Genomic DNA, 26934 nt, shown 5'->3' on the forward strand with positions numbered 1-26934 from the left:
GGCCCTCGAGGGCAGGGAAAGGGGCAGAGATGCGGCTTGTGGTCGTCGTGTTGGTCGGGGCGCTGCTCTGGATGGTCTGGTGGGTCATCGGCCAGATTGCCTACGAGAAGGGCCTCGCCGCTTGGATCGAGGACCGGCGCAACGATGGCTGGTCTGCCAATTACGGCGAGTTGAACACTGTCGGATTTCCCAGCCGGTTCGACACCACCGTCACCGACGTGGCCCTTCTTGATCCGCAAAGCGGCGTCGCATGGACCGCGCCGTTCGTGCAGTTCCTTTCCCTGTCATACCGCCCGACCCGCGTCATCGCCGTGCTGCCGCACGCTCACGCGTTGTCCGTCGCCGGGGAAACCGTGGCGATCCACCATGACGATGCGAGGGCGTCCATCTTCCTTGATGCCTCGACGTCGCTGGGCCTCGACGGCGCACGTCTGGTGGTCGAGGCGCTCGAGGCGCGTTCGGACGCCGGATGGACATTCGCGCTGACGCAGGGGCGCGGGGCCGCAGAACGCGTCGAGGCTGCCGTCGACACCTATCGTCTGGGGGTTGAGGTCTCGGACATTGAACCGCCCGAACCCCTGCGCGCCTTCCTCGACCCGTCGCGCGACCTCGCCGACACGGTCTCGCGGCTGCACCTCGACGCTACGGTGGAACTCGACGGACCGCTTGATCGCGCGGCCGCGGAAAGCGGGTTGCCCGCGCTCAAACGCATAGATCTCGCGGATCTTTCGATCGATTGGGGTGGAGTGGAGTTAGCCGCACGCGGAGAACTGATCGTGGACAGCACGGGACGGCCAGATGGCACATTGCTCGTTACAACGAGCGACTGGAAGCGTCTTCTGCGCATGGCGGTCGAGACGGGTCTGGTGTCGCTCGATGCGACTGGCGCCCTCGAGACTGCATTCGGAGTTATCGAGACGTCGGACGGCAGTCTAGAGTTGCCGCTGGCCTTCGGAGAGGGACTGATGAACCTCGGCCCCATTCCTCTGGGGCCCGCGCCGGTTCTGCGCTAAACCGCGCCGAAATCCACATCCGACGCACTTACGGGATGATCCTCGAGCGCGCGGAAGGCTTCCGTCCCCAGGACTTCGTCCCGAAACGTCATGAGGTCGTCGCGGGTGCGGCACCAGATATCACCGCGGCCCAGACCGGTGAGCGCTTCGTCGGCGGCGATCTCGTAATCCAGTCGAAGCTGCCAGATCTCGGTCTCGCCCTCGTCGTCGAGATCCTTGTCGTCCCAGCCGTCGTCGTCATCGTCCGGCTCGGTGCTGCCGGGTTCATCGAGGGGATAGATGAGCTGGCGCGTCATGTTGACGAGAAAGACCTCCGGCCGCCGTCGCGGAACGCCCCACTGGAACAGAAGCATGTCGCCGTCGTGCTCGTCGTCGACAACGCCCTTGGCCGTCACCTCGGCGTAGAAATCCAGCATGAGGCGCACCGCTTCTGCAGGCGCGAGCTCCCCAAGCGGGGCACCGAGATGCGCCAGGAACGCGTCGAGGGCATCGTCGCGGGCAAACACGGTCATCGGCAATAGGCGCCGGACCGGTAGTCGGCGACGTCGAAGTGAAAGTGATCGTGGTGATGCGCGTCGGAGTTGGGACCGAGAACGGTGCCGAACGGGCCGCAGGCCGAGGCGTGAAGCCGCTTCAGCAGAGGACCGTCAGCGCTGCGCCAGCCGTCCTCGACCGTGATCTGAGATCCGTCGGCAAGGATGAAGGCCGAGATGTCGATCGCCCGTCCCGCAGCATGTTCGGACAGGCGGGCGCCTTTCTGGCTGTTCCGCGTCCGGCAGGAATAGTGGGAGGCGACACGAACAGCCGACAACCCGCCGCCGCGCTTCCCGATTTCGGGGATGGCCCGCGTGGCAAGCCAGGCGTTCAGTGTATGCGCAGCAGCTTGAGTCAATAGGGCGGGCTCCGTCAGCGTGACACCCGCCGCCTCGGTGACCAGAAGGGCGTTCGTCACGCCGCAACCGCCGGGGCCGTCGATCTCGCCCCGCTTCTCGGCGATGAGCCCGGGAATGGGCATGTCGGAGTGCTTCTGTCCTCCGCCGCAAGCGGCAAGAGCCATCACCAGAAAAAGTGCGGCATTCTTCTTCATTTCGTCTTTCCCCGTCCGAAGTCAGGCGCGTCGGTGTCTTGACCCGCCTCGATGATGCCCCGCCTGATCGCCCTAGTCCGAGTAAAATAATCGAAGAGCAAGGTTCCGTCACCCGTTCTGATCGCGCGCTGAAGCGCGAAAAGCTCTTCGGTGAATCGCCCCAGAATTTCGAGCGTGGCCTCCCGGTTGTTCAGGAAGACATCGCGCCACATCGTGGGATCCGAGGCCGCGATGCGCGTGAAGTCGCGAAAGCCTGCGGCTGAATACTTGATGACCTCGCTGTCCGTCACGCGCCGAAGATCGTCCGCCACGCCGACCATGGTGTAGGCGATGAGGTGCGGACAGTGCGACGTGACAGCCAGGACGAGGTCATGGTGGTCCACGTCCATCTCGTCGACGTTGGCACCGAGGCCCTCCCAGAAGGCGCGGAGGCGGGCGAGAGCATCGGGGTCGGACGTCTCGCCGGGAAGCAGGATGCACCAACGATTGTCGAAGAGTGTCGCGAAACCGGAGCGCGGCCCGGAATGCTCGGTGCCCGCCAATGGGTGCCCGGGTATGAAATGGACGCCCTCCGGGATATGCGGCGCCACTGCGTCGATCACCGATCGCTTGACGGATCCGACGTCGGTCACCGTCGTCCCCTGCGCAAGGTGGGGGCCGATTTCCCTGGCGATCTCGTCCATTACGCCAACCGGTACGGCTAGGACGACGAGATCGGCGCCTTCGACGGCCTGCGTCGCGCTGTCTACGACCTTGTCGCAGAATCCCAGTTCTCGGACTGTCTCGCGCGTTTCCTCGGATCGGGCGGTGCCGACGATCTCGCCGGCCAGACCGGCCCTGCGGATCGCGTGCGCCATAGACGAAGCGATCAGACCCAAGCCGATCAGCGCCACGCGGTCGTAGATGCGGTTCACGCCGTCTGCTCCCGGAAACGCGCGACGGAAGCGGCGACGCGGCGGCAGTCGGCCTCGGTCCCGACCGTGATGCGCAGGCACTGAGGCAGCTTGTATCCGCCGACCTTCCGCACGAGGATCCCGTCCCCCCGCAGTCTGGCCTCGCAGTCGTCGGCCTCGGAGGGGCTCGCGAAGCGGGCCAGGATGAAATTCGCGCTCGAGGTATCCGAAGGGACGCCTAGTTCGGCAAGCGCGTGCTGGAGCCAGTCTCGCATCCGCGTGTTGTCGGCGCGGCAGCGGGCAGCCCAATCACGGTCGCGGACGGCGGCCTCGGCGGCGGCAAGCTGCGCTTGCGAGAGGTTGAAGGGACCCCGCACGCGGTTGAGGTTGTCGATCACGTCCTTCGGCCCGTAGCCCCAGCCGATCCGCAGGCCGCCCAGCCCGTACATCTTCGAGAAGGTGCGCGTCATCACCACGTTGTCGCGCGACTCCGTCAAAGACGCGCCGCCGTCGAAGCCCTCGACGTATTCCGAATAGGCGCCGTCGAGGACCAGAAGAACATGAGGCGGCAGTTCGGCCGCCAGCCGGGCAGTTTCGTTTCCACCGATCATAGTGGCGGTCGGGTTGCCGGGGTTCGCCACGAAGACGAGCTTCGTGCGCTCGGTCACGCCCGCTAGGATAGCATCCACGTCCACCTTGCGTTCGCGCTCTGGCACCTCGACGGGTGTCGCACCCGCCGCCCGCGCCGAAATGGCGTACATCGAGAAGCCATGTTCGGTGTGGATCACCTCGTCGCCCGGCTGCGTATAGGCTTGGCAGAGGAATGTGATGATTTCGTCCGAACCGGCCCCGCAGACGATCCGCTCAGGGTCGAGGCCGTGGACCTCGGCGATGGCCGCCCTGAGTTCGGCGTGGTCGGTCGGCGGATAGCGGTGGAGATCGTGAACCGCGCGTGCAAACGCTGCCTTCGCGCTGTCGGGAGCGCCATAGGGATTTTCGTTCGATGACAGCTTGAGGACATCGCCCCGACCGGCGACCTTCGCGTCGCCTGCCTTGTAGAGGACGATCTCTTCGATCCCGGTCTTCGGTCGTATGGTCATGGATCAGCCTCGCGGTTCCGGCCGTTCTTAGCCGCGCGTGCCGTCCTAGGCCAGACTCAATGCTGCCGGCCCGGCGCCCCTATCGGGCGACGATCCGGCCCTTCATCATCGGGTGGAATTTGCAGGTGTAGTCGTAAGTCCCGGCGGCAGGGATCGTCACCTCGGCGCTTTGCTCGAAGTTGATACGCCCGGTGTCGAAGGCGCTGCTCGATGCCGTGTGAGGGGCGCTGTCACCGTTGGTGAAGACGACGGTGTCGCCCGCCGCGACGTCCAACACGGCGGGTTCGAAGGCGAAGCCCTTGATGGCGACCTGGTGCGTGGCGGCGCGTGCCGGTCGGGCCAGTGCCAGGACGGGCAGGGACAGAAGGGCAGTCAGGGCGTTGCGTCTGGTCAGCATGGCGGATCCTCCTTGGGAGATCGCATCCTGCTCCTGCGCCCCTGACCCGGCAAGTCGGTGGCCCACCCCGGAGTGGGGCAGGTCACCCGATCTTCACATCAGTCCATCGCCTTGAAAGCGAACTCGCCTCCGTCCTTGATCCCGGAGAACCAGCGCGCGGTGACGGTCTTCGTCTTCGTGTAGAACCGGAAGGCGTCCGGGCCATACTGGTTCAGGTCGCCGAAGGACGACTTCTTCCAGCCGCCGAAGGTGTGGTAGCTGAGGGGCACGGGAATGGGGAAGTTGATGCCGACCATGCCCACGTTGACCCGGTTCGCGAAATCGCGCGCCGTGTCGCCGTCGGCGGTATAGATCGCGGTGCCGTTGCCATAGGGGTTGTCCATCGTCAGCTTCAGCGCCTCTTCATAGGACTTGGCGCGGACCTGGCTCAGGACCGGACCGAAGATCTCTTCCTTGTAGATCTCCATGTCGGGCGTGACCCGGTCGAAATAGGACGGACCGACGAAGAAGCCGTTCTCGTAGCCTTGCATCGTGAAGCCGCGTCCGTCGACGACGAGATCCGCCCCTTCTTCGACGCCCCTGTCCACCAAACCATCGATCCGCTTCTTGGCGGCGGCGGTGATGACCGGACCGAAGTCGACATCGTCGCCGGCAGTGTAGGGACCGACCTTCAGCTTCTCGATCCGGGGCACCAGACGCTCGCGCAGCGCATCCGCCGTCTTTTCGCCCACGGGCACGGCGACCGAGATCGCCATGCAGCGCTCGCCTGCTGCGCCGAAGCCTGCCCCAACCAGCGCATCCGCAGCCTTGTCGAGGTCGGCGTCGGGCATGATGATCATGTGGTTCTTCGCGCCGCCGAAGCATTGTGCGCGCTTTCCGTTCGATGCCGCGCGGCCGTAGATGTACTGCGCGATCGGGGTCGAGCCGACGAAGCCCACGGCCTGGATCGTCTCGTTGTCGAGGATTGCGTCGACGACCTCCTTGTCGCCGTTGACGACCTGGAGAACGCCGTCGGGAAGCCCTGCCTCCTTCAGAAGCTCGGCCAGCATCAGCGACGTCGACGGGCACCGCTCGGACGGCTTCAGGATCATCGCGTTGCCGCAGGACAGGGCAGGCGCCATCTTCCACAGCGGGATCATCGCGGGAAAGTTGAACGGCGTGATGCCGGCCACCACGCCAAGCGGCTGGCGCATAGAATAGAGGTCGATGCCGGGTCCGCCGTCGTTGGTGAACTCGCCCTTCAGAAGACTGGGCGCACCCATGCAGACTTCGACGACTTCGAGACCGCGCTGCACGTCGCCTTTCGCATCGGGGATGGTCTTGCCATGCTCTCGGCTGACCAGCTCGGCCAGCTTGTCCATGTTCTCGTTGATGAGGCGCCCGAAGGCCATCATCACGCGCGCCCGCCGCTGCGGGTTGGTGGCGCCCCAGGCCTTCTGAGCCTCGGCTGCCTTGGCGACCGCCTCGTCCAATTCGACCTTGGTCGCCAGCGGCACCCGGGCCTGAACCTCGCCCGTGGCGGGGTTGAAGACATCTGCGAAACGGCCCGATGCGCCCTGCACGCGCTGACCGTCGATGTAGTGGGATAGATCTTCCATCGAATCCTCCTGCTTGTTGCGACGGACCTTAAGGGCTGGCGCGGTAGTCCGAAAAGCGGCAGTTTCCCAAAAAGGCTTTGCGGAAATGCAGGAGCTCACGCCAGATGAATTGGGACGACATGCGTATATTCCTGTCCGTCTCGCGGGAGGAAAGCCTGTCAGGCGCCTCCCGAACCCTGAGGCTCGACCCCGCGACAGTGGGCCGCCGCATCGCGCGCCTGGAAGCCGAGATGGACGCAGTGCTGTTCGTCAAATCTCCCCAGGGCTATGTCTCGACACCTGCGGGCGAGCGTCTCCGCGCCCATGCCGAAGCGGCCGAACAGGCCATGACCGAAGCCTTGTCCGAGGTGCGGGGCGACGAACATACGCTGACCGGCACGATTCGCGTGGGCGCTCCTGACGGCTGCGCCACCTTTCTTCTTCCCCATGTCGTGCAAAGCATCGTTGTGGCAAACCCGGGTCTGTCGGTGCAGATCGTGGCGCTGCCGCGCGTCTTCAACCTGTCCAAGCGCGAAGCAGATATGGCTATCGCCGTGTCTCGACCGCGGACGGGGCGACTGCGCATCCAGAAGATCTCCGACTACGCGCTGCACCTCGCCGCCTCCCGCGCCTATCTTGACGGCCACGAGCCAATCCGGACGCGGGCCGATCTCGCAGGTCATCCCGTCGTCGGCTACATCCCGGACATGATCTTCGACCCCGAACTCGACTATCTCGCAGAACTCGGACTTTCGCGGATCGACGCTGCCTCGAACCTCGTGTCGGTTCAGCTTGCCCTGTTGCGGGCGGGCGCCGGCATTGGCGTCGTCCATGATTTCGCGATGCCCGATGCGCCCGAACTGATGCCCGTCCTCAAGGACCAGATGACACTGACGCGTGCCTTCTGGCTGATCCGGCATGATGACGACGCGCGCGTCGAACGGCTCAACCGCTTCGCCACCACACTGGCGGAGGGTCTCCGTGCCGAAATGGCGCGACGCACTCAACCTTGACAGGTGGCGCCCCTGTGGAGAACGCTCGACCCAAGATCACACGTCCTCGGGAGGCACATTCATGTTGGTTCGTCAGATTCTTGGCATGAAGGGCGGCACCGACGTGATCGGTCTGGCCAGCGGCGCTTCCGTGTCCGACGCCGCGCGCCTTCTGTCCGAAAAGCGCATCGGCGCCATCGTCATCACTGGCGAGGGCGGAACGCCTCTCGGCATCCTCTCCGAACGCGACATAGTGCGCGAGTTGGGCCGCAGGGGGCAGGGCTGCCTGAACGACACCGTCGATACGCTGATGACGCGTGCGATGATCACCTGCACCCCCGACGAGACGGACGAACAGGTTCTGGGCAAGATGACCGAAGGCCGTTTCCGTCACATGCCGGTCATGGATGGCGACGACATGGCCGGCCTGATCTCGATCGGGGACGTGGTCAAGGCGCGGCTGTCGGAGCTGTCGATGGAGAAGAATGCGCTGGAAGGCATGATCAAGGGCTTCTAGATCAATTGCTTGCGGGCCGAACCGGTCCGTGGCACCAAGCCCCGGCACGCACCGGCGGAGGAGCCCCCACATGCGCATCGGCCTCTATCCCGGCACCTTCGACCCGGTCACGCTAGGACATCTCGACATCATCGAGCGCGCGACCGTATTGGTCGACAGGCTGGTGATTGGTGTCGCGATCAACCGCGACAAGGGACCGCTGTTTCCACTTGAGGAGCGCGTGGCGATGATCGAGGCCGAATGCGGCGCCATCGCCGAACGGACAGGCGTCGAGATCGTCCCCCATCCCTTCGAAAACCTTCTGATCGACTGCGCGCGCGATGTCGGCGCGGGGATCATCATTCGCGGCCTGCGTGCGGTGGCCGATTTCGAATACGAGTATCAGATGGTCGGCATGAACCGTCAGCTCGACGACACGGTCGAGACCGTGTTTCTTATGGCCGAGGCGGAGCACCAAGCGATCGCGTCGAAGCTTGTCAAGGAAATCGCGCGCCTCGGCGGGGACGTCTCCAAGTTCGTGACACCAGCGGTCTGCGACGCGCTGGTTGCGCGGTTCGCCTCTAAGCGATGATACGAAAAGGGCGGCCACTGGCCGCCCGTGCGTTATTTCAACGAGGAGGCGTGCGTCACGCTCCGTAGACCGCGCGGCGCGCGATATCCTTCGCATCGCCCCGGTAGATGTCGAGGTCGAGCGCGGTGTCGAGGGGCATGTTGCGCAGCGCCCGGACGGTCCGGCGGTAAGCGGCGCGTTTCTTGAGATCGGCGATTAGTGTCATCGGTTCTTTTCCTGTGTCATCTGTGTTCTGTTACCGCCAACATGAGGTCTGCAGATGGCCGGAACAACGTCCATGTTGGAATGCCCGCCTTGCATTGGACGCATGGTGCTCGACAGCCCTGTGGAGGCCAGGAGAGGCAGAGGCTTCGCGATCCTAAGGAGAATGTCCGTCCCTGCGAGTACAAGCAGGGCGAGGTTGGGTGCGGCGAGATAGAGCGTCTGGCGTCGCGGGTGAAACGAGCACTTGAACTGCCGCAGGCCCTGCGCTTCGCGTCGGCACGTCAATCGGCGCAGGACGGGGTGGCCGCTTTCCAGCGGCATTGCGGCCAGCGACACGCGCCTCACGCCCTCGGCGCGGGCGGCCTCAAGCGCGGCTGCGATCAACGCGTGCATCGTGCCGTCCGGCATGTCTGCCTCGTTCCGCATCAGGTCCAGACACCACTCGGCCTTCGCGATGTGAAAGCTGGCGAAAGCCACGAGGCGGCCATCGCGCCGAGCCAGCCAGACCCGCTGGCCGGCTAGGTAATCCGGACAGTATCGGCCCATGCTGAACCCGCGCTCGCCTCCTGTACGTTTCGTCCAGTTGCCGGCCACACGGGACATATCCTGAAGCGGAAGGCGCCCCGCGGACTCGATCGTCACCCCGGCCTTTCTTGCCCTGCCAAGCTTGCGGCGAAGCTGTCGACGCTCCGGCACATCGAGCGCAAAGTCCGCGGGCGAGACCGAGGCGTCTTCCGAGACCGCGAGGACAGTCCACCCCGACCGGCGTGCGACCCCCGCCGTCCGCGCGTCCGCCTTGTAGAGAGCCGGGAACAGGTTCCGCTGCCTCGCCAGGTCGCCGAAGTCTCTCAAGGAGGGCCGCGTCATCCTCTCCCCACAGACAGGCGAGCCGAGCGCCACGAGGCATTGGGACGCCTCGACTACATGCAGTCCAAGTCCATCGACAACGGACAGCTGTCCGGATTGACGGGCCAGCCCGGCCTCGGCGCGGACGGCGGGAGGCAAGGCAGGGACGATGGTTCGTCGAAGGGCGCGGTCCACCGAAGGGCGCGCCAGCACGACTAGGGCGGCACAGGCAGGGAGCGCGTAGTAGACCAGCCGAAAGGCCAAGACAGCGGCCATCAGTTCCGTCTCGGGGACGGCTGGGAGGAGTGTCACCAGCGCCAGCTCGAACGGTCCCACACCGCCCGGAGCGCCGGATAGGAGGCCCGCTCCGAGAGCGACGAGGAAAGCAGCGAGAAAGACGCTGAAGTCAGGCTGGCTGCCCGCTGGCAACAGGGCCCACAGCGCCAGAGACGCAAGCGCTGTGTCCGTGATCGCAAGAACGGTCAGACGTCCGACTAGGCGAAGGGGTGGCAAACTCACCGGAAGCCAGGCGGGCTGTGCCACTGAAAGGACCAGGTAGCCGACCATCGGCGGAATAACGAAGAGACCTGAAACTCCCGCTCCGCCCGACCCGATGTCCGACACTGACAGCGCCAGCGCCGCAAGAACCGAGAGGGCTGCCATGAAAGTGAACGAGACATAGTTCGTCACGCGAAGGGCGTTCGGCAGACTGAGTTCCGGCAATGCGCGCCAGCGGGCGATGGCGCCTGTGGCGAGCCCGAAGCCGAGCGTCTGCGCCAGTGCGATGGCCACTGCTCCGGAAACTCCCGCGCGTGCCGCCCTGACGCCCGTGCCGAGCCAACGGTGGAAAAGGGCGTCGTATTGACCGGCCGCAGCGAAGCTGGCGCAGGTGGCGACCAGAGCGATCAGCCATTGAGCCGCGCCGATGCCGCGAACCTCCTCTGCGACGGTCAGCAGGCTGACCTCGCCGAGGTGCCGCACGACGAGTGCCGCGCAGACAGCAGCCACAGCAATGGCTCCGAAGGTCCGCAATCTGGCGCGCGCGCCTGCGCCTGCCGCAGAAAGTGACGGAAAGAAACTCATGACCCGCACCCCGAAGGACGCCCCCGGGGTCAGGCTCTATGAGAGACGGATTGATGCGGACTTAACGGCCGGCAGAGCGTCGACTCAGATCTCTTCCATGAGCTGAGCCTTGGCGACGACGAGGAGCTCGCTCAACTTCGCGCGAATTTCCGCTTCGGTCGCGAGATCGCCCATGTCCTTCGAGACCTTGCGCACGACGTCGTCATGCCCTGCTTCCTCGAAGTCGGCCTTCACAACCTCTTTCGCATAGGCCGCCGCGTCTTCCGCCGACTTGCCCATCTTGTCGGCAGCCCAGAGACCCAAAAGCTTGTTCCGGCGCGCTTCGGCCCGGAACTGCATGTCGGCATCATGGGCGAACTTGGATTCGAAGGCGTTTTCGCGGTCGTCGAACGTGGACATGGCTGATCTTCCCGGCAAAGCTTTTCACGTTCCATATGCCTCTCCGGGGCGCGCGTCGCAAGGGCAGAGGGGCGGATACGTCTCTGCGCCGCACCTCGCCGAATGGTCAGTGGGACAATGCATTGTCACCGAAATCCAATCATGGAATTATCGGACGGCCTGCCTCCTGGCCGGATAAACCGTTCGACACCTTCCCGTTCGCAGCAAAGCCTGCAGGCAAGGGCCTGGCGCTTGCCGCAACGCCCGCTTTGCCCTAAAGAGACGCCATCACGCGCGTGGAAATTTTTCCGCGCGCGGTGACGTTTCCCGGAAAGGGCCAACATGGCGCGGCGCAAGAAGGTTTACGAGGGCAAGGCCAAGATCCTTTACGAAGGTCCCGAGCCGGGCACTCTGGTGCAGTACTTCAAGGACGACGCCACCGCCTTCAACGCCCAGAAGCGCGCCATCATCGAGGGCAAGGGCGTCCTCAACAACCGCCTTTCCGAGTTCTTCATGAAGGGTCTCGCCCAGATCGGCGTACCGACGCACTTCATCCGCCGCATCAACATGCGCGAGCAGCTCATCCGTTCGGTCGAGATCATTCCGCTCGAGGTCGTCGTCCGGAACTACGCTGCCGGCTCGATGTCGACGCGTCTCGGGCTCGAGGAGGGAACGCTCCTTCCGCGACCGATTGTGGAATTCTGCCTCAAGGACGACGCGCTCGGCGACCCTCTGGTCTCGGAAGAGCACATCGTCGCCTTCGGATGGGCCAATCAGCAGGATCTCGACGACATGGTCGCCCTGGCTCTGCGGGTAAACGACTTCCTCTCCGGCTGCTTCCTGGCCGTCGGGATCAAGCTCGTGGACTTCAAGATCGAGATCGGACGCATCTGGGACGGCGATTATCAGCGCCTCGTCGTCGCCGACGAGATCAGCCCTGATTCCTGCCGTCTCTGGGACATGGAGACAGGCCAGAAGCTCGACAAGGATGTCTTCCGCCGCGATCTCGGCAACCTGACGGATGCCTACACCGAAGTCGCGCGCCGTCTTGGCGTCCTGCCGCAGAACGTGACCCCGGCGCAGAAGCCCAAGCTGATCAACTGACGCCGGCTTTCTCGTTGCATCTGGCCGGCGAGGTCGCCGCTGGCTCCGCATGCATGATGAAGGCTGCCTCAGCGAGGGTTTTACAAACGCAGGCGGATACGCGATAGCTCCGGCGACAGCAGCGACGGGGGAAGACCATGAAAGCGCGCGTTCACATCATGCTCAAGACCGGCGTTCTCGACCCCCAGGGCGAGGCGGTGCGCCATGCTCTCGGCACGCTCGGCTTCGAAGGGGTGACGGGGGTGCGGCAGGGCAAGGTCATCGAGCTCGACCTCGCCGAGACCGACCGCGCGAAAGCCGGGGCCGACGTCGCGCGCATGTGCGAGACGCTTCTTGCGAATACCGTGATCGAGCAATACGACGTGGAGCTTCTCTGATGCGTGCTGCCGTTCTCCGCGCCTACCGGGAACCGCTGTCGATCGAGGACGTGGCCGACCCCGAGTGCCCCGAGGACGGTGTGGTCCTGAAGGTCCTCGCCTGCGGCATCTGCCGCTCGGACTGGCATGGATGGGTCGGTGAACACCCGAGGGTGAAACCCGGTCAGATCGGCGGGCACGAGTATTGCGGAGAGGTCGTCGCGGCCGGTCCGCGCGCCCAGTTCAAGGTGGGCGACAAGCTGATCGCGCCCTTCATCCTCGCCTGCGGCACTTGTCCGAACTGCCGCGCGGGCGAGTCGAATACCTGCCTCGATCAGCGCCTGCCCGGCTTCATCGAACCCGGCGCCTTTGCCGAATACGTCGCCGTGCCCCGCGATCACAACCTGGCCCGCCTGCCCGAAGCCATGTCGCCCACATTGGCGGCGGCTCTCGGCTGCCGCGTAACGACCGCCTGGCACGCGCTGACCGGCCGCGCCGCCTTGAGGCCTGGCGAATGGCTCGCCGTCCACGGCACCGGCGGGATCGGCCTCGCGGCCATGCTCCTGGGACGTGCTCTGGGCGCCCGGGTTATCGTCACCGACATCGTGGCCGAGAAACTTGCGCATGCAAAAGGTCTGGGTGCGGATTTCACCGTCAACGCGGCCGAGACAGACACCGCTGCGAAAATTCGGGACATCACCGGCGGAGGGGCGCACGTCTCGGTCGAGGCGCTCGGTTTTCCCGCCACTGTCGCTGCCTCCATCGCCTGCCTGAGACCGCTGGGACGTCACGTCCAGGTCGGGATGCCAGTCGGCCACCATGCGGTTCAGGAGGTGAACTTGAACCAAGTCTACATGGGCAACCTTGCACTTTACGGCACCAGGGGCATGCCCGCGCACCGCTACCCGTCGCTTTTGAGCCTGATCGACGGTGGACACGTGGACCTCAATCCGATCGTTGCCCGAGAGGTGGGACTGTCCGAAACGTCCGCGGAATTGGCGGCTTTCAACGGCCCGACGCCGCCGGGGGTGGCAGTGATCACGGAGTTTTCGGGGTAGGAGACACTTTCCGGCCAGGCTGACTTGAGTTTTCACGTCCGACAGAGCAAATGAGCCCCATTCCCGATCCGGAGCACCGCCCATGAAAGCCGCCGTCCTTGTCTTCCCCGGATCGAACTGCGACCGCGACCTTGCCGTCGCCTTCCGCAACGCGGGCTTCCAGGTCGACATGGTCTGGCACAAGGACAGCGACCTACCCGCGAACGTCGACATCGTCGGTGTCCCCGGCGGCTTTTCCTTCGGCGATTACCTTCGCTGCGGGGCGATTGCGGCGAGGTCGCCGATCACCTCCGCTCTCCGGTCGCACGTCGAGAGGGGCGGCTATGCCATCGGCATCTGCAACGGCTTCCAGGTTCTCCTCGAGACCGGGCTACTGCCCGGGGCACTGATGCGGAATGCGGGGCTCAAGTTCATCTGCAAGCCCGTGGTTCTCGATGTCGCTACGGCGGACAGCGATTTCACCCGTGGTTACAAGCTGGGCCAGACCGTCACCTTCCCCGTGGCCCACCATGACGGAAACTACACGACGGATGAGGCGACGCTCGCGCGCCTGAAGGGCGAGGACCGCGTCGCCTTCCGCTATGCACAGGACGTCAACGGGTCAGTCGATCGTATAGCCGGCATCCTGTCGGAAAACAGGCGCGTCCTCGGGCTGATGCCGCACCCCGAGCGCGCAGCCGATCCGGCACTTGGACCCGCCGACGGACGGGCCCTCTTCGCCGCCCTTGCCGCGACCCGCGTCGCCGCTTGAGCGAGGAGCGCCGCCCGCATACATTCGTTCCATGACGACACCGCCAAAACAGGGCGACTTCCGCTCCGAAAGCACGCCTCGGCGCGTCCGATACCTCATGGCGCTTCTTGTCGTGATCGCCGCCGCTGTGATCCTGTGGACGAACCAGTACCTGATGCTTCGCTTCACCGAGACGACGCGGTCCCGCGCCGAGGTGCGCCTGGCGCTTTATTCCGGGAACATCCTGTCGGAGCTTCAGCGCAATCAGATCGTCCCGCAACTTCTGGCACGGGATCCGACGCTGATCGGGGCGCTCAACTCGGATGACTTCTCGCAAAGCTCGCAGCGTCTGATCGAATACCGCGACGAAATCGGCGCCGAGGGGATGCTCCTCATGGATGCCGAGGGACGTGCCGTGGCGGCCACGGACCGTTCGCTGCTCGGCTCGATCCACAAGGCCCAGCCCTATTTCATCGAGGCCACGAGGTCGAACGACACGGTCTTCACCACAAGCCTTCTCGAAGCAGGCGGTCGCGTCTTTGCCTATTCCCGCCGGATCGAAGCGCAGGGCACGCTGATCGGCGTCATCATGGTCGAGGTCGACTTGAAGAAATTCGAGACGTCCTGGGCCGGGTTCACCGATGCCGTCATCGTGTCGGATAGCGAGGACACGATCATCCTTGCGACCGAAGCCCGCTGGCGCGGTCTGACCGAGAAGGAGGCACTTGCCGTCCGCTCGGTGCCCTCGGCGATCGAGCGCGCCTTCCGGGCCACGGCAAGGTGGGGTGCCTTGCCGGCGGATGCCTACCTTCAGGGCGAGGCGGTCATGCGGCAGGAGGCGCGGATCGGGTTCCAGGGCTGGAAGATCGCCAGTTTCACGACCTATGCGGGTGTGCGCGAGAGGGTGAACGCGGTTCTCGCCCTGGAAATCATGGGATTCGCGATCCTCATGGCGATGGCCTTCTACCTGGTCAGCCGGAAAGCCACGTCCCGCCTCGTCATCTTCCAGCGGGAATCGGCTGAACTTCGCCAGCTTAATGCCGCGCTCCAGCGGGAAATCGCCGAGCGTGAAAAGGCGGAACGACACCTCGAAGTCGCCGAGCAGACGCTTCAGCAATCCTCGAAACTTGCGGCCTTGGGCGAGATGTCGGCAGCCGTTAGCCACGAACTGAACCAGCCCCTCGCTGCGATGAAGACCTACCTCGCCGGCGCAAAACTTCTTCTTCAGCGGCGTCGGGCGGACGAGGCGTTGTCATCCTTTCAGCGCATCGACGACCTGATAGAAAGGATGGGGGCGATCACGCGCCAACTGAAATCCTATGCTCGGAAGGGTGGCGATGCCTTTGAAATCATTGACGTGAGGGACTCCGTCTCGTCCGCCTTGTCTATGATGGAGCCCCAGCTTCGCAGGGGCGACGTCGACATGAGCATATCGCTCCCCCGCAACTCGGTCTATGTTCGGGCGGATAGGATCCGGTTCGAGCAGGTACTGGTCAATCTCTTGCGAAATGCGCTCGACGCGACCAAGGGCATCAAGAGCCCGGAAGTGAAGATCCTCGTCACCGTCGGGGATGACGTCGTCGTGACGGTCCGTGACAACGGCAGCGGCATCGAGGATCTGGAGAGCTTGTTTGAACCCTTCTACACCACCAAGTCTCCCGGTGACGGGGTCGGCCTGGGACTTGCCATTTCATCCGGGATCGTAAACGACCTTGGCGGTCGGCTCACCGCGAGGAATGGCCGGAATGGCGGGGCTGTATTTGAAATAACCCTGCCGCTCGTCAGCCAGAGCGCGGAAGCGGCGGAATGACAAACGGAGTGAGACCCATGGGTCAGACGATGAAGGTCGCCATTGTCGACGACGAACAGGACATGCGGCAGTCGATCAGCCAGTGGCTGTCCCTGTCCGGTTTCGACACCGAAACCTACGGTAGTGCGGAAGACGCGCTGAAAGCCTTGTCGCCCGACTTTCAGGGCGTCGTCGTCAGCGACATCAAGATGCCCGGAATGGATGGCATGTCCTTCCTCAAGCGGCTGATGAGCGTCGACAGCGCGTTGCCGGTGATCATGATCACCGGTCATGGCGATGTGCCGATGGCGGTGCAGGCGATGCAGGTCGGCGCCTTCGACTTTCTCGAGAAGCCGTTCAACCCGGACAAGATGACCGAGCTCGCCAAGAAGGCCGCGAACGCGCGGCGCCTGACGCTCGACAACCGGGCGCTCCGGCGCGAACTGTCTGATGGCGGTTCGGGGATCATGAAAAAGCTCGTCGGCACTTCGCCCGCAATGGAGCGCCTGCGGGAGGACATCCTCGATCTCGGTCAGGCAGACGGCCATGTCCTGATCGAGGGCGAGACGGGCACCGGCAAGACGCTCGTGGCGCACGCGCTTCACGCGGTCGGCGCGAAGGCCGGGAAGAAGTTTGTGCTGTTCTCCTGCGCCGCGCATGACGAAAGCATTCTCGCATCGCGGCTGTTCGGGCCGGCAGAGGACGGCGCTCCGCTGCCACTTCTGGAAGAAGCGCGCGGCGGTACTCTGGTGCTCGAGGACATCGAATCCCTTCCGATGCAGCTTCAGGCCCGGCTCTTGTCCTGGATGAACGAGCAGGGGACGCCTGCCGAGACGCGGATCGTCGCAATCTGCAACCTTCAGGAACCTGGGCGGACCTGCGAAGACGCACTGCGTCCCGACCTGTTCTACCGGTTGGCCGCCATGAAGATCACCATTCCGCCGCTTCGCCAGCGCGGCGAGGATATCCTCATGCTGTTCCAGCAGTTCTCTGACCAGTACGCCGACGAATATGGATGTGACGCCCCCCAAGTCTCGGCTCAGGAGGCCGCGCAGCTTCTTCAGGCTCCCTGGCCGGGAAATATCCGCCAGCTCGTCAACATCGCCGAGCGCGCCGTCCTGCAGTCGCGACGCGGATCGGGGACCATCGCCTCGCTTCTGATGGCCGACAACGAGGCCGCTGCGGACTTCACGGTCACGACCGAGGGCAAGCCGCTCAAGGATTACGTCGAGGCGTTCGAGAAGATGCTGATCGACAACACCATGCGGCGGCACCGCGGTTCGATCGTCAATGTGATGGAAGAGCTGTGCCTTCCGCGCCGGACGCTGAACGAGAAGATGGCGAAGTACAGCCTTCAGCGCGCCGACTATCTCTGACAGGCAAGCGGACGGCGCGCGGCCTCGCCGCGTGCCGTCGTCTCGCGCTCGTCGGCCTGCGTTTTCGGCATCTTGGGCAGAACGGAATTTCGCCATTGTAATTGGCGCGTCTCCGCCCTTATGGTGGCGCCGCGCTCCGATCATGGGCATCTGCCTAGGGGTCGCAAGAAAGTTTCGCTGTTCCAGAAGGTTACCGCTTCTTAGCTGTGCCTGGTCCAGCAAAGGCCTCACCGGCCACATTTAGGAATTGCCCGTGCGGAGGTACACCCGACCGCCGGGCCATGAACGGGCGTCCCCCGGGACGTCGGAGAAGAACCGCGATGACGTTCGCGTGGGATGGACGCAAGTTTACCCCGTCTGAGACGGGCAAGCATCGCTTGGCCACGTCACGTCGCTTCGCCCCAAATAGCCGCAAGATCATGGACCTGTCACCACCCGGCAGGGCTTTGGCTTGCGCGGAAAGTCATGATGTCAAAGAAAATGCTGATCGATGCCACCCACGCGGAAGAAACCCGCGTCGTGGTGTGCGACGGGAACAAGGTCGAGGAATTCGACTTTGAGTCGGAAAACAAGCGCCAACTGAGCGGCAACATCTACCTGGCGAAGGTCACGAGGGTCGAACCCTCGCTTCAGGCCGCCTTCGTCGATTACGGCGGCAACCGCCACGGGTTCCTCGCCTTTTCCGAGATCCACCCCGACTACTACCAGATCCCCGTCGCGGACCGCGAAGCGCTTCTCGCCGAGGAAATGGCGATGGCCGAGGCCGAGGCCGCCGAGGAAGAAAAGCCCCGCAACCGCCGACGTCGCCGCAAACCTTCTCCCGAACAGGCTTCGGGCACCGGCGAGTCGGTGACGGCCGAAGTTGACGAGTCCAAATCCGACGACGGGGACGAGGAGCACGACGCTTCGCCCACGATCCCAGGCATGGACGTGGTGGACCTCGACGACGAGGACGACGTCGAAGACGACCTGCCCTCTCCCCCCCGCGACGATTCGAAGCCCTATGTCGCGATGGACGATGCCGCCGAGAAGGACGAGTCCATCGAAGCCGTATCGGACGACGACACCGCCGAGGACATCCGCCGACCCCGCAAGCAGCGTCAGCGCCGCTACAAGATCCAGGAGGTCGTCAAGGTCCGCCAGATCCTGCTTGTGCAGGTCGTGAAGGAGGAGCGCGGCAACAAGGGTGCCGCCCTGACCACCTACCTCAGTCTAGCCGGCCGCTACTGCGTCCTGATGCCGAACACGGCGCGGGGCGGCGGCATCAGCCGCAAGATCACCCAGGCCGCCGACCGCAAGAAGCTGAAAGAGATCGCAGCCGAAATCGAGGTGCCCAAAGGCGCCGGTCTCATCATTCGCACGGCGGGCGCCAAGCGCACGAAGTCCGAGATCAAGCGCGACTACGAATATCTTCAGCGTCTGTGGGAGCAGATCCGCGAACTGACCCTGAAGTCGATCGCGCCGGCGAAAATCTATGAGGAAGGCAACCTCATCAAGCGCTCGATCCGCGACCTCTACAGCCGCGAAATCGACGAGGTGATGGTCGAGGGCGAGGGCGGCTTCCGCACCGCCAAGGACTTCATGAAGATGATCATGCCGTCCCACGCCAAGAACGTGAAGTTCTACAACGACCCGATGCCGCTCTTCGCCCGCTTCCAGGTCGAGAGCTATCTGGCCGGCATGTTCAACCCGGTCGTCCAGCTCAAGTCGGGCGGCTATATCGTTATCGGCGTGACCGAGGCGCTGGTCGCAATCGACGTCAACTCGGGCAAGGCCACCAAGGAAGGCTCGATCGAGGAGACGGCACTCAAGACCAACCTCGAAGCCGCCGAGGAAGTGGCGCGCCAGCTTCGCCTGCGCGACCTCGCCGGACTGATCGTCATAGACTTCATCGACATGGAAGAGCGGAAGAACAACGCCGCCGTCGAGAAGCGCTTCAAGGAAAAGCTCAAGACCGACCGTGCCCGCATTCAGGTCGGCCGCATTTCGGGCTTCGGCCTTCTCGAGATGTCGCGCCAGCGCCTGCGTCCCGGGATGCTCGAAGCGTCGACCCAGCCGTGCTCCTCGTGCCACGGCACGGGCCTTATCCGCTCGAACGACAGCGTGGGTCTGACGATCCTGCGCCAACTCGAGGAAGAAGGCGTGCGGGGCCGGTCGAAGGAGGTGCTCGTCAAGGCGCCCGTCGCGATCGTCAACTTCCTGATGAACTTCAAGCGGGAACACATCGCGCAGATCGAGGTGCGTTACGGCATGGCCGTCCGCGTCGAGGCCGATCCGCATCTGATCTCGCCTGACTTCACAATCGAGAAGTTCAAGACAGCGACCCGAAAGGTCGAGGCGGTCCTTCTGCCGGTTATATCTGTCGACACATCCTTGATGGACGAGATCGACGAGGAGGACCTCGTCGAGGAGGCCGAAGAGGAAGAGGTCGAAGAAGCGCCAGAGGTCAAATCCGACGAAGAAGACGATCGCCCGCGAAAGAAGCGTCGGCGCCGTCGCCGTCGTCGTGGCAATGGTCGAGATGCCGAAGGCGGATCGTCCGACATGTCCTCCGATACCGAGAGCGACAGCGACAGCGACGACACGGAGGCGGCCGGCGAAACCCAGGCTGACCCTGCCTCCGAGCCCATAGAGGCGTCCGAGGACGAGGCCGAGAAGCCGAAACGCAAACGCACCCGTCGTCGGAAGAAGGATACGTCACCGGAAGACGCTCCCGAGGGTGAATCGCAGGCCTCCGAGCCTGCTCCGGCGGTCGCATCCGAGGCCCCAGATGCCGAACCCGAGGCCGAGGAGAAACCGAAGCGGCGGCGCAGCCGTCGCAAGAAGGTCGAACCGGAGGAGGAAACGGTCGAGGCCGACGCGACATCCGAGCAGGCGCCCGAGCCGGAAGAACAACCCGCGCCCCCGGCGGTCGAGGAAACTGAGCCCGAGCCGGTTCTCGAAACGGCCGCAGCGGACGCTCCTGCCGCCGCTGAGCCTGAAGCAGACGACAAACCGCGGAAGCGCGGCTGGTGGTCCATCGGACGCTGAGGCGTCGTGAGTGTTGAAGAGGAACGGCGCGGGGCGATCGGCCTCGCGCCGTTTCCGTTCAGCCCTTGCGGATCAGATAGGTCTGGACGCCGTCGGCATCGCCCGAAGACATCAGCGTGTGCCCCTGTTCCGCGCAAAAGTGCGGCACGTCGATGACCGCCGCGGGATCGTCCGCGCGCACTCTCAGGACCGCGCCGGATGCCATTCCGCGCAATCGCTTCGCCGCCTTGAGGACGGGCAGGGGGCAAAGAAGCCCGGTTGCATCGAGGTCGTCATCGTAGGTCATGCGCAAATCGGTAGGATCCATGTTTCAGGAAGTCCACCGGGATGTGACAAGCCGTTCGGTGACGTGCCTCGCGCAATGGTCTAGGACATAACGGCACAAGGGGACCGCAATGTTCGGAATAGACATCTTCGACGCCAGCCTTCTGCCCGCGATCCTGGTCGCGCTGGCGGCCGGCGTGCTGTCCTTCCTCAGCCCCTGCGTCCTGCCAATCGTGCCGCCCTACCTCGCCTACATGGGCGGGATATCGGTTACCCAGATGGGCACCGAGCGGGCGGCGAGATGGCGGACGCTTGGTCCGGCGCTGTTCTTCGTCCTTGGACTGTCGACGGTCTTTCTGTTCCTCGGTTTCACCGCCTCGGCCTTCGGGCGTTTCTTCCTCGAGAACCAGGACTGGTTCGTCACCTTCGCCGGCATCATCATCATGATCTTCGGCGCGCATTTTGTCGGCGTCTATCGGATCGGCTTCATGGATCGCGAGATGCGTATCGACGCGGGAGATCGGGGCGGATCGGCCTTCGGCGCTTATGTCCTGGGCCTTGCCTTCGCCTTTGGCTGGACGCCCTGCATCGGTCCCATCCTGGGCGCCATCCTGTCGCTCGCCGCGACCGAGGCCGACATGGCCCGGGGCACGGTCCTTCTTGCCGCCTATGCGGCCGGACTAGGGCTTCCGTTCCTGCTGGTCGCGGCGTTCTTTCCCCGACTCGGCGGCGTCATGTCCTGGATGAAGCGGCACATGGAGCGGATCGAACGCATCATGGGCCTTCTTCTCTGGACGGTCGGCCTGTTGATGCTGACGGGCCAGTTCACCGATTTCAGCTGGTGGCTGAACGAGACTTTCCCCGTCCTGCAGACATTGGGCTGAGGTCGCTCGGTTTGTTGACCAAACTGCCCGGAAACCCGCAGAAGTCGGGGCTTTTTTCGCTTCCCGCAGGCAAGTCGATTTCGTAGGCTTTGCTCCATGATGCACAGGGGCATGACACACGTGGCGCGGCGCCGGGTGTTTTACATCCCCGGCTACGACCCCCATCCGCCACGGCGCTATCGCGAACTGTACCGGACCGAAAGCCGGAAGCAGGCCGTGATCTCGGGCTATCGGATCGAGCAGAAGTCGGACCGTGCCGATACAAGCTGGATGGTCCGCGCCGAGATGGAGGGGCACCTGGTCCATAGCCGAATCGACGTGCTCGTCTGGCACGACCTGGTACAGACATCAATGAAGGCTGGAATTCTCGGCACCTATCTTTCGCTGCTGCGGACGGCGTGGATCTATCTGTCGACGGGGACCTTGCGGCGGCTCTCGTGGCTGGCAAAGGGGCCCGTGTTTGCGGCGCTCTATCCGATCCTCATGCTCCTGGGCCAGCTTCTGATCGCTATTCTGGGCGCCGCGCTTATTGCGGGGGCGGCGGCCTGGACGGTGACGGCGGCCGGAACCTTCGTGACCGGGCTTGTCGGACTGGGCGGCGATCCCTCGAGTCTCGCCTGGACGATCATCGGGTCCGCGGTTTTCTGGGTCATCTTCCTGCCGCTAGTCGTCGCGGCCCTGAGGTGGTTCAAGGCGCAGGATCACCGAACCTTCGCCTATTACCTGATGAACGACTTCGCCTACACGGCCAGGAAACGCGGCGCCTATCCCGACGAGATCGAAGCCCGCCTGATCGAATGGCGGCACAGGATCGAGGCCGCACTTCGCGAGAATGTGGACGAGGTGCTGATCGTGGGCCACTCCTCGGGCGCGCATATGGCGGTGTCGCTCGTGGCGGACATCCTGCGGTCCAATCGCTTTCAGGACACAGGTCCCGCGCTGTCGCTACTGACGCTTGGCCAGGTGATCCCGATGGTCAGTTTCCTGCCCGAGGCGCGACGACTCAGACGTGATCTCAGGATGCTCGCCACCGCCGAACGGATCGTCTGGCTGGACGTGTCGGCGCCCGGCGACGGGTGTTCTTTCGCGCTGGCGGACCCGGTTTCGGTGTCCGGCGTGGCACCGGCTCGGGGACAGAAGTGGCCGATCATCATTTCGGCCGCCTTCACCAAGACCCTGTCGGAGGAAACGCAGCAGAAGTTGCGCCGCCGCTGGTTCCGCCTTCATTTTCAGTATCTTTGCGCCTTCGACCTGCCGGGCGACTATGACTATTTCCGCATCACCGCAGGTCCCAGGACGCTTGGTCAGAGGTTCGAGGGGCGGCAGTCCTCGAACAGCCGCATCGACGTACCGGCCTCGCGCTTCACCTCGACGATCACATGATCCCGCCCAAACCGGCGGCGAGGGCCGGGCGCGTGTCGCTGTGGCGCTATTGGCGTCTGTTCCGGCGGGACATCCTGTCGGCGCAGCCTGGGCGTCTGTACCACGCCAGGATGGCGGAGTTTCGGACGCCCTTCTTCCGGTCGTTCCTCGTGAACGAACCCGACCTGGTGCGCGAGGTGTTGACCGGGCGGCCGGAGAATTTTCCGAAGTCGGAGAGGGTCACACGAGGGCTTCGACCCCTTCTGGGACGGTCGGTCTTCGTGACCAACGGGGCGGAATGGGCGCGGCAGAGGCGGATCATCGACCCGGCCTTCGAAGGGGGGAGGGTGCGGGACGGCTTTCCGGCCATGCTCGCGGCGGCGGAGGCTGCGGTGGAGCGGGTGGTGCCGGGCGTCGTCGATGTGGAAGCGATGGCGAGTCGGGCGACGGCGGACGTGATCTTCCGCACGCTGTTCTCGATCCCGATCGAGGATCGGCTCGCGGCGGAAACATACAGCGCTTTCAGGGACTTCCAGCGCGTCCAGCCGGTCGCCATCGGGGCCGCGCTATTGCCCTGGTGGCCGGTGCGTCATCCAAGGGCGGCGCGGGACGGGGCGGCTCGGATCAGGGCGGCTATCGCGGCGCTTGTCGTGGACCGGCAGGTGGCGATCCGGGACGGGAGGGCGCCGGACGATCTGGCGACGAAGATCATGACGACGGCGGATCCTGAGACGGGCCAGACCTTCGAACCGACGGAGATGATCGACCAGGTGGCGATCTTCTTTCTGGCCGGGCACGAGACGAGTGCGGCCCTTCTGGGTTGGACACTGTGGTGCCTGGCGGCGGCGCCGGAGTGGGGCGAGCGCGTCGCGGCGGAGGCCGAGGCCTTCATGCAGAGCCCTGAATTTGCTGCCCTATCCGGGATGCGAGCGACGCGGAACGTGCTGCGCGAGGTGCTGCGGCTTTATCCGCCGGTGCCGATGATGGTGCGCGAGACGATGAAGGCCGAAAGGTTCAGGGACCGCGACGTGCCCAAGGGGTCGCAGGTGGTTCTGTCGCCGTGGCACCTGGGGCGGCATGAGCGTTTGTGGGAGGATCCTGACACCTTCGATCCGTCGAGATGGGACCGACAGACGCCTGTCAGGGAGGCCTGGCTGCCGTTCTCGGCCGGGCCGCGCGTCTGTCCGGGCGCGGGCTTTGCGATGGCCGAGGCGGCGGTGCTGGTAGCGGCTCTGATGGCGCGCTTCCGGTTCGAGGCGATGGAAACGCCGGTGCCGGTGGCACACCTGACGGTGAGGTCGCGGGACGGGATCCGGCTGCGGGCGGAGGCCCGCTGAGGCGCGTCGGTATTACGTCGGTATTGCGTCGGTATCACGTCGGTGCGCGGATAGGTAACGACCGAGCACGTATACGCGAATGGCGGAGGCAAGTCCGGTGTCCGGATCGCGCGCGGCGTCGATCTCGGCGGCGAGGTCGTTGAGCGCCCGACCGTCCTCCTTCGCGATCTCGCGGAAGGCGCGCCAGAACTCGTCCTCGAGCGTCACGCTGGTGCGGTGGCCTTTGAGCGTCAGCGAGTGCTTGACCGGCCGTCCCATCACTCGCGCTCGTGGCCGTCGAGGTCGCGCGTTGCCTTGTCGGCCTCGGCGCGCTCTTTCGCCTTCTCGCCCTTCGTGCGTCCGAACTTGACCGCGTTCGCGTCGGCGCGGGCCTTGTCCTGACCCTTGGCGCGCGCCTTGCGCGCCTTCGACAGGTTGACGACCTTGCCCGTCACTTCGGCCCGATCATGTCCTCGGGGCGGACGACGCGGTCGAAGGTCTCCTCATCCACGAAGCCCAGCTTCACGGCCTCTTCGCGGAGGGTGGTGCCGTTCTTGTGGGCCGTCTTGGCGACCTTGGTGGCGTTGTCGTAACCGATGGTGGGGGCGAGCGCGGTGACCAGCATCAGGGATTCGCGCATCAGGCGGTCGATGCGTTCCACGTTGGCCTCGGTGCCGTTCAGCATCCGCAGCGTGAAGCTGTCGGCGGCGTCGCCCAGAAGCTGCATGGACTGAAGCAGGTTGTAGGCCATCATCGGGTTGTAGACGTTCAACTCGAAATGCCCTTGGCTTCCGGCAAAGGCGATGGCCGCGTCGTTGCCGAGGATATGGGCGCAGACCTGCGTCATCGCCTCGGCCTGGGTCGGGTTGACCTTGCCGGGCATGATCGACGATCCGGGCTCGTTCTCCGGCAGGAGCAGCTCGCCCAGGCCCGAGCGGGGGCCTGAGCCGAGGAAACGGATGTCGTTGGCGATCTTGTAGGCGGCCATCGCGACCGTCTTGACCGCGCCCGACATGAAGACCATCGCGTCGTGGGCCGCGAGTGCCTCGAACTTGTTGGGGGCGGTGACGAAGGGCAGGCCGGTGATCCTGGCGATCCCCGCCGCGACGGTCGTGTCCCAGCCTTTTTCGGTGTTGAGCCCGGTGCCGACGGCCGTGCCGCCCTGCGCCAGTTCATAGATGCCGGGCAGCGCCAGCTCGATCCGCTTGATGCCGTTCCGGATCTGCATCGCGTAGCCCGAGAATTCCTGCCCGAGCGTGAGCGGCGTCGCGTCCTGGGTGTGGGTGCGGCCGATCTTGATGATGTCGCGGAAGGCTTCCGACTTCGCCTCCAGCCCCTCGGCCAGAACGGTGAGACCGGGCAGCAGCACGTCGCGCGCGGTCATCGCGACCGCGATGTGCATGGCGGTCGGGAAGGTATCGTTCGACGACTGGCCCATGTTGACGTGGTCGTTCGGGTGAACCGGCGTCTTGGACCCCATCTCGCCGCCGAGAATTTCGATCGCGCGGTTCGAGACGACTTCGTTTGCGTTCATGTTCGACTGGGTGCCCGAGCCGGTCTGCCAGACGACGAGCGGGAAGTGGTCGTCGAGCTTGCCCGCGACGACCTCTCTCGCGGCTTCGATCATGGCGTCCGCGATTTCGGGCTTCAGCTTGCCGCTGGCCTTGTTCGTCTCGGCGCAGGCCTGCTTGATGACGCCGAGGGCGCGCACCACCGCGACCGGCTGCTTTTCCCAACCGATCGGGAAGTTCTGGAGGCTGCGCTGCGTTTGTGCGCCCCAGTAGCGGTCGGAGGGAACCTCGAGCGGGCCGAAGCTGTCGGTTTCGGTGCGGGTCTGGGTCATGCGTGTCTCCTCGGGCAGGCTGGCGAGGAGAGCTATAGGCAAGGCATGAAGATATGACAACGGCGGGCCGGTGGCGCGCGTCAGGCCATCCGGCGCAGGCTTGCGCGCGAGAAGCGCGGGTGCTCGGCAAGGCCGCGCGACAGGCTGTCCTTCATCTCGGCGTAGTTCTCGCCGTAGAAGTAGAAGAGCGTCCGGTCGAGCCGTGCGTCCCATCCCCGGCTGACGCCGATGTGCTGGATCGCCTCCTTGCAGAGGAGTGCGAGATCGCGGCGTGTGTCGGCGTCGGGGGCGGCGTCGCTGGCGATCGACAGTTCCAGCCCCTCGGTCCGGCCGAAGACCATCGGTTCGTCGACGCTGTCGGCGAGGCGGATCGACGACCCGCAAGGCGCCGCGAGGTATTCGAGCATCCCCGCCACGGTGGCCAGTGCTGCCTGCGACGCCCTGGTGAGGCCGAGCGCCATGTCGACGCCCAGGGGTTCGCCCGTGGGGCGCGTGCGCGTGCGGCAGTCGATGACCGTGCCGAGACCCGCCGCGGCGAGTTGAGCCTTCAGGGGCGCGGCGTAGAGCTTTTCGGCGTCGCGGTGGCCAAGCTTCACCGGCAGGTGAACCTGCGCCAGCGTGACGTCGAGCATCGCGCCCGGTTTGGGCTTGAGGTCGCGGAAGAACATGGCAGCGGTCTCCGGTCGTGACCGGGGCAGACTGGCGGGCGATTGTGGCGAAAAGGCGGTGTCAGCGTGTTCGCCGCAGATTTCCGTCGGGTCAGGGCTGGTAGGCGCAGCGCGGTTTCGAGGGCCGGATCAGGTCGTCGAGCATCCAGGAGATGTCCTCGATCTGCTCTGCGACGACGTGGGTGACGCCGCTGTCGCGCTGGACCCGGCCGGTAACCTTGAGGCAGCGGCCCGCGATGACGGCGCGGCGGAAGCGTTCGTACATCTTGCGCCAGACGACGATGTTCGAGATGCCCGTCTCGTCCTCGAGGGTCAGGAAGATCACGCCCTTGGCCGTGCCGGGGCGCTGGCGGACGAGGACGAGGCCGGCCACCGCCACGCGCGCCCCATTGGGCGGGAGGTTCAGCCTGTCGTGCGGCAGGCAGGCGGGCGGGCGAGGCCACTGGGGCGGGCGGACGATGGGTTCGGTCATGGAGAACGAATGTAGAACATTTGC

29 protein-coding genes are annotated in these 26934 nt (G+C 64.9%); 14 read left to right on the plus strand and 15 right to left on the minus strand.

The features are described 5' to 3' along the window. The first annotated feature begins 29 nt into the window (after nucleotides 1-29). Nucleotides 30-1013 (plus strand): DUF2125 domain-containing protein, encoded by a 984-nt coding sequence (locus tag C8D95_RS02045; protein ID WP_109757468.1) that lies wholly within the window; start codon nucleotides 30-32, stop codon nucleotides 1011-1013. Here the strand turns inward: C8D95_RS02045 and C8D95_RS02050 are convergent. The 6 genes from C8D95_RS02050 to C8D95_RS02075 all read right to left on the minus strand — a co-directional run bounded on the left by C8D95_RS02050 (nucleotide 1010) and on the right by C8D95_RS02075 (nucleotide 6088). Then, a complete protein-coding gene (locus tag C8D95_RS02050) occupies nucleotides 1010-1525 on the minus strand; it encodes a hypothetical protein (RefSeq protein ID WP_109757469.1) in 516 nt (171 codons plus the stop codon). The two genes, C8D95_RS02045 and C8D95_RS02050, sit on opposite strands and share 4 nt — an antisense overlap. Then, nucleotides 1522-2100 carry an extensin-like domain-containing protein gene (locus C8D95_RS02055; RefSeq protein WP_109757470.1) on the minus strand — a complete coding sequence of 193 codons (579 nt, stop codon included), beginning with the start codon at nucleotides 2098-2100 and terminating at the stop codon, nucleotides 1522-1524. Before C8D95_RS02055 ends, C8D95_RS02050 begins: the two co-directional genes overlap by 4 nt. Continuing rightward, on the minus strand, nucleotides 2097-3014 hold the full coding sequence (locus C8D95_RS02060) for a prephenate/arogenate dehydrogenase family protein (RefSeq protein WP_109757471.1): 918 nt from the start codon (nucleotides 3012-3014) through the stop codon (nucleotides 2097-2099). The genes C8D95_RS02055 and C8D95_RS02060 overlap by 4 nt, the downstream gene beginning before the upstream one ends. Continuing rightward, on the minus strand, nucleotides 3011-4093 hold the full coding sequence (gene hisC, locus C8D95_RS02065; RefSeq protein WP_109757472.1) for a histidinol-phosphate transaminase: 1083 nt from the start codon (nucleotides 4091-4093) through the stop codon (nucleotides 3011-3013). Before hisC ends, C8D95_RS02060 begins: the two co-directional genes overlap by 4 nt. 79 nt (nucleotides 4094-4172) lie before the next feature. Then, nucleotides 4173-4490: a cupredoxin domain-containing protein gene (locus tag C8D95_RS02070; protein ID WP_109757473.1), complete on the minus strand. Its 318-nt coding sequence runs from the start codon at nucleotides 4488-4490 to the stop codon at nucleotides 4173-4175. Nucleotides 4491-4588: 98 nt separating this feature from the next. Next, a complete protein-coding gene (locus C8D95_RS02075; protein ID WP_109757474.1) occupies nucleotides 4589-6088 on the minus strand; it encodes a CoA-acylating methylmalonate-semialdehyde dehydrogenase in 1500 nt (499 codons plus the stop codon). 104 nt (nucleotides 6089-6192) lie between these two features. On the opposite strand from C8D95_RS02075, the gene C8D95_RS02080 reads away from it, so the two are divergent. The 3 genes from C8D95_RS02080 to coaD all read left to right on the plus strand — a co-directional run bounded on the left by C8D95_RS02080 (nucleotide 6193) and on the right by coaD (nucleotide 8147). Next, nucleotides 6193-7080 (plus strand): LysR family transcriptional regulator, encoded by an 888-nt coding sequence (locus tag C8D95_RS02080; protein WP_109757475.1) that lies wholly within the window; start codon nucleotides 6193-6195, stop codon nucleotides 7078-7080. 61 nt (nucleotides 7081-7141) lie between these two features. Then, a complete protein-coding gene (locus C8D95_RS02085) occupies nucleotides 7142-7576 on the plus strand; it encodes a CBS domain-containing protein (RefSeq protein ID WP_109757476.1) in 435 nt (144 codons plus the stop codon). 70 nt (nucleotides 7577-7646) lie between these two features. Continuing rightward, a complete protein-coding gene (gene coaD / locus C8D95_RS02090; RefSeq protein ID WP_109757477.1) occupies nucleotides 7647-8147 on the plus strand; it encodes a pantetheine-phosphate adenylyltransferase in 501 nt (166 codons plus the stop codon). A 55-nt stretch (nucleotides 8148-8202) separates the two neighbouring features. Here the strand turns inward: coaD and C8D95_RS21895 are convergent, their stop codons facing one another. The 3 genes from C8D95_RS21895 to C8D95_RS02100 form a co-directional block, all read right to left on the minus strand. Continuing rightward, complete coding sequence (locus C8D95_RS21895) at nucleotides 8203-8352, minus strand: hypothetical protein (RefSeq protein WP_164721562.1); 150 nt, start codon at nucleotides 8350-8352, stop codon at nucleotides 8203-8205. Next, nucleotides 8349-10280 (minus strand): phosphatidylglycerol lysyltransferase domain-containing protein, encoded by a 1932-nt coding sequence (locus tag C8D95_RS02095; RefSeq protein ID WP_109757478.1) that lies wholly within the window; start codon nucleotides 10278-10280, stop codon nucleotides 8349-8351. Before C8D95_RS02095 ends, C8D95_RS21895 begins: the two co-directional genes overlap by 4 nt. Before the next feature lie 84 nt (nucleotides 10281-10364). After that, nucleotides 10365-10679, minus strand: a complete 315-nt coding sequence (locus C8D95_RS02100) for a DUF1476 domain-containing protein (RefSeq protein WP_109757479.1) — start codon at nucleotides 10677-10679, stop codon at nucleotides 10365-10367. Between the two features lie 321 nt (nucleotides 10680-11000). Between C8D95_RS02100 and purC the strand changes: the two genes are divergently transcribed. From purC to C8D95_RS02135, 7 genes are all read left to right on the plus strand, one after another. After that, nucleotides 11001-11762: a phosphoribosylaminoimidazolesuccinocarboxamide synthase gene (purC, locus tag C8D95_RS02105; protein ID WP_109757480.1), complete on the plus strand. Its 762-nt coding sequence runs from the start codon at nucleotides 11001-11003 to the stop codon at nucleotides 11760-11762. A 137-nt stretch (nucleotides 11763-11899) separates the two neighbouring features. Then, nucleotides 11900-12139, plus strand: a complete 240-nt coding sequence (gene purS, locus C8D95_RS02110) for a phosphoribosylformylglycinamidine synthase subunit PurS (RefSeq protein ID WP_109757481.1) — start codon at nucleotides 11900-11902, stop codon at nucleotides 12137-12139. Then, nucleotides 12139-13176, plus strand: a complete 1038-nt coding sequence (locus C8D95_RS02115; RefSeq protein WP_109757482.1) for a zinc-dependent alcohol dehydrogenase family protein — start codon at nucleotides 12139-12141, stop codon at nucleotides 13174-13176. Before purS ends, C8D95_RS02115 begins: the two co-directional genes overlap by 1 nt. Before the next feature lie 82 nt (nucleotides 13177-13258). Continuing rightward, entirely contained in the window at nucleotides 13259-13927 is a 669-nt protein-coding gene (gene purQ, locus C8D95_RS02120; protein ID WP_109757483.1) for a phosphoribosylformylglycinamidine synthase subunit PurQ, read from the plus strand. A gap of 31 nt (nucleotides 13928-13958) precedes the next feature. Continuing rightward, entirely contained in the window at nucleotides 13959-15716 is a 1758-nt protein-coding gene (locus tag C8D95_RS02125) for a sensor histidine kinase (protein ID WP_109757484.1), read from the plus strand. 17 nt (nucleotides 15717-15733) lie between these two features. Next, a complete protein-coding gene (locus tag C8D95_RS02130; protein WP_109757485.1) occupies nucleotides 15734-17071 on the plus strand; it encodes a sigma-54-dependent transcriptional regulator in 1338 nt (445 codons plus the stop codon). A gap of 468 nt (nucleotides 17072-17539) precedes the next feature. Beyond that, the gene (locus tag C8D95_RS02135) at nucleotides 17540-20101 is read left to right on the plus strand and encodes an Rne/Rng family ribonuclease (protein ID WP_109757941.1); all 2562 of its coding nucleotides are present in this window, start codon (nucleotides 17540-17542) and stop codon (nucleotides 20099-20101) included. Between the two features lie 58 nt (nucleotides 20102-20159). Here C8D95_RS02135 and C8D95_RS02140 read toward each other — a convergent pair whose 3' ends face one another. Then, complete coding sequence (locus tag C8D95_RS02140) at nucleotides 20160-20387, minus strand: sulfurtransferase TusA family protein (RefSeq protein WP_109757942.1); 228 nt, start codon at nucleotides 20385-20387, stop codon at nucleotides 20160-20162. A gap of 109 nt (nucleotides 20388-20496) precedes the next feature. Here C8D95_RS02140 and C8D95_RS02145 point away from each other — a divergent pair, with 109 nt between their 5' ends. The 3 genes from C8D95_RS02145 (at nucleotide 20497) to C8D95_RS02155 (ending at nucleotide 23948) form a co-directional block, all read left to right on the plus strand. Beyond that, nucleotides 20497-21249: a cytochrome c biogenesis CcdA family protein gene (locus C8D95_RS02145; protein WP_109757486.1), complete on the plus strand. Its 753-nt coding sequence runs from the start codon at nucleotides 20497-20499 to the stop codon at nucleotides 21247-21249. 111 nt (nucleotides 21250-21360) lie between these two features. Next, on the plus strand, nucleotides 21361-22632 hold the full coding sequence (locus C8D95_RS02150) for a hypothetical protein (protein ID WP_241239787.1): 1272 nt from the start codon (nucleotides 21361-21363) through the stop codon (nucleotides 22630-22632). Further along, the gene (locus C8D95_RS02155; RefSeq protein WP_109757487.1) at nucleotides 22629-23948 is read left to right on the plus strand and encodes a cytochrome P450; all 1320 of its coding nucleotides are present in this window, start codon (nucleotides 22629-22631) and stop codon (nucleotides 23946-23948) included. The genes C8D95_RS02150 and C8D95_RS02155 overlap by 4 nt, the downstream gene beginning before the upstream one ends. Before the next feature lie 12 nt (nucleotides 23949-23960). Here the strand turns inward: C8D95_RS02155 and C8D95_RS02160 are convergent, their stop codons facing one another. The 5 genes from C8D95_RS02160 to C8D95_RS02180 all read right to left on the minus strand — a co-directional run bounded on the left by C8D95_RS02160 (nucleotide 23961) and on the right by C8D95_RS02180 (nucleotide 26910). Continuing rightward, nucleotides 23961-24209, minus strand: a complete 249-nt coding sequence (locus tag C8D95_RS02160) for a ribbon-helix-helix domain-containing protein (protein ID WP_109757488.1) — start codon at nucleotides 24207-24209, stop codon at nucleotides 23961-23963. Next, nucleotides 24206-24382 (minus strand): DUF4169 family protein, encoded by a 177-nt coding sequence (locus tag C8D95_RS02165; protein ID WP_109757489.1) that lies wholly within the window; start codon nucleotides 24380-24382, stop codon nucleotides 24206-24208. The genes C8D95_RS02160 and C8D95_RS02165 overlap by 4 nt, the downstream gene beginning before the upstream one ends. Continuing rightward, nucleotides 24379-25770 (minus strand): class II fumarate hydratase, encoded by a 1392-nt coding sequence (fumC, locus tag C8D95_RS02170; protein ID WP_109757490.1) that lies wholly within the window; start codon nucleotides 25768-25770, stop codon nucleotides 24379-24381. Before fumC ends, C8D95_RS02165 begins: the two co-directional genes overlap by 4 nt. Before the next feature lie 80 nt (nucleotides 25771-25850). Continuing rightward, nucleotides 25851-26438: a hypothetical protein gene (locus C8D95_RS02175; RefSeq protein ID WP_109757491.1), complete on the minus strand. Its 588-nt coding sequence runs from the start codon at nucleotides 26436-26438 to the stop codon at nucleotides 25851-25853. Nucleotides 26439-26529: 91 nt separating this feature from the next. After that, nucleotides 26530-26910, minus strand: a complete 381-nt coding sequence (locus C8D95_RS02180) for an OB-fold nucleic acid binding domain-containing protein (RefSeq protein ID WP_109757492.1) — start codon at nucleotides 26908-26910, stop codon at nucleotides 26530-26532. Nucleotides 26911-26934: the final 24 nt, after the last annotated feature.

Source organism: Silicimonas algicola, assembly GCF_003148765.1.
Classification (GTDB): domain Bacteria; phylum Pseudomonadota; class Alphaproteobacteria; order Rhodobacterales; family Rhodobacteraceae; genus Silicimonas; species Silicimonas algicola.

Coding starts and splice junctions, on each gene's coding strand:
- C8D95_RS02045 (WP_109757468.1), top strand. CDS start 30: ATGCGGCTTGTGGTCGTCGTGTTGGTCGGGGCGCTGCTCTGGATGGTC.
- C8D95_RS02050 (WP_109757469.1), bottom strand. CDS start 1,525: ATGACCGTGTTTGCCCGCGACGATGCCCTCGACGCGTTCCTGGCGCAT.
- C8D95_RS02055 (WP_109757470.1), bottom strand. CDS start 2,100: ATGAAGAAGAATGCCGCACTTTTTCTGGTGATGGCTCTTGCCGCTTGC.
- hisC (WP_109757472.1), bottom strand. CDS start 4,093: ATGACCATACGACCGAAGACCGGGATCGAAGAGATCGTCCTCTACAAG.
- C8D95_RS02070 (WP_109757473.1), bottom strand. CDS start 4,490: ATGCTGACCAGACGCAACGCCCTGACTGCCCTTCTGTCCCTGCCCGTC.
- C8D95_RS02075 (WP_109757474.1), bottom strand. CDS start 6,088: ATGGAAGATCTATCCCACTACATCGACGGTCAGCGCGTGCAGGGCGCA.
- C8D95_RS02080 (WP_109757475.1), top strand. CDS start 6,193: ATGAATTGGGACGACATGCGTATATTCCTGTCCGTCTCGCGGGAGGAA.
- C8D95_RS02085 (WP_109757476.1), top strand. CDS start 7,142: ATGTTGGTTCGTCAGATTCTTGGCATGAAGGGCGGCACCGACGTGATC.
- coaD (WP_109757477.1), top strand. CDS start 7,647: ATGCGCATCGGCCTCTATCCCGGCACCTTCGACCCGGTCACGCTAGGA.
- C8D95_RS21895 (WP_164721562.1), bottom strand. CDS start 8,352: ATGACACTAATCGCCGATCTCAAGAAACGCGCCGCTTACCGCCGGACC.
- C8D95_RS02095 (WP_109757478.1), bottom strand. CDS start 10,280: ATGAGTTTCTTTCCGTCACTTTCTGCGGCAGGCGCAGGCGCGCGCGCC.
- C8D95_RS02100 (WP_109757479.1), bottom strand. CDS start 10,679: ATGTCCACGTTCGACGACCGCGAAAACGCCTTCGAATCCAAGTTCGCC.
- purC (WP_109757480.1), top strand. CDS start 11,001: ATGGCGCGGCGCAAGAAGGTTTACGAGGGCAAGGCCAAGATCCTTTAC.
- purS (WP_109757481.1), top strand. CDS start 11,900: ATGAAAGCGCGCGTTCACATCATGCTCAAGACCGGCGTTCTCGACCCC.
- C8D95_RS02115 (WP_109757482.1), top strand. CDS start 12,139: ATGCGTGCTGCCGTTCTCCGCGCCTACCGGGAACCGCTGTCGATCGAG.
- purQ (WP_109757483.1), top strand. CDS start 13,259: ATGAAAGCCGCCGTCCTTGTCTTCCCCGGATCGAACTGCGACCGCGAC.
- C8D95_RS02125 (WP_109757484.1), top strand. CDS start 13,959: ATGACGACACCGCCAAAACAGGGCGACTTCCGCTCCGAAAGCACGCCT.
- C8D95_RS02130 (WP_109757485.1), top strand. CDS start 15,734: ATGGGTCAGACGATGAAGGTCGCCATTGTCGACGACGAACAGGACATG.
- C8D95_RS02135 (WP_109757941.1), top strand. CDS start 17,540: ATGTCAAAGAAAATGCTGATCGATGCCACCCACGCGGAAGAAACCCGC.
- C8D95_RS02140 (WP_109757942.1), bottom strand. CDS start 20,387: ATGACCTACGATGACGACCTCGATGCAACCGGGCTTCTTTGCCCCCTG.
- C8D95_RS02145 (WP_109757486.1), top strand. CDS start 20,497: ATGTTCGGAATAGACATCTTCGACGCCAGCCTTCTGCCCGCGATCCTG.
- C8D95_RS02150 (WP_241239787.1), top strand. CDS start 21,361: ATGACACACGTGGCGCGGCGCCGGGTGTTTTACATCCCCGGCTACGAC.
- C8D95_RS02155 (WP_109757487.1), top strand. CDS start 22,629: ATGATCCCGCCCAAACCGGCGGCGAGGGCCGGGCGCGTGTCGCTGTGG.
- fumC (WP_109757490.1), bottom strand. CDS start 25,770: ATGACCCAGACCCGCACCGAAACCGACAGCTTCGGCCCGCTCGAGGTT.
- C8D95_RS02175 (WP_109757491.1), bottom strand. CDS start 26,438: ATGTTCTTCCGCGACCTCAAGCCCAAACCGGGCGCGATGCTCGACGTC.
- C8D95_RS02180 (WP_109757492.1), bottom strand. CDS start 26,910: ATGACCGAACCCATCGTCCGCCCGCCCCAGTGGCCTCGCCCGCCCGCC.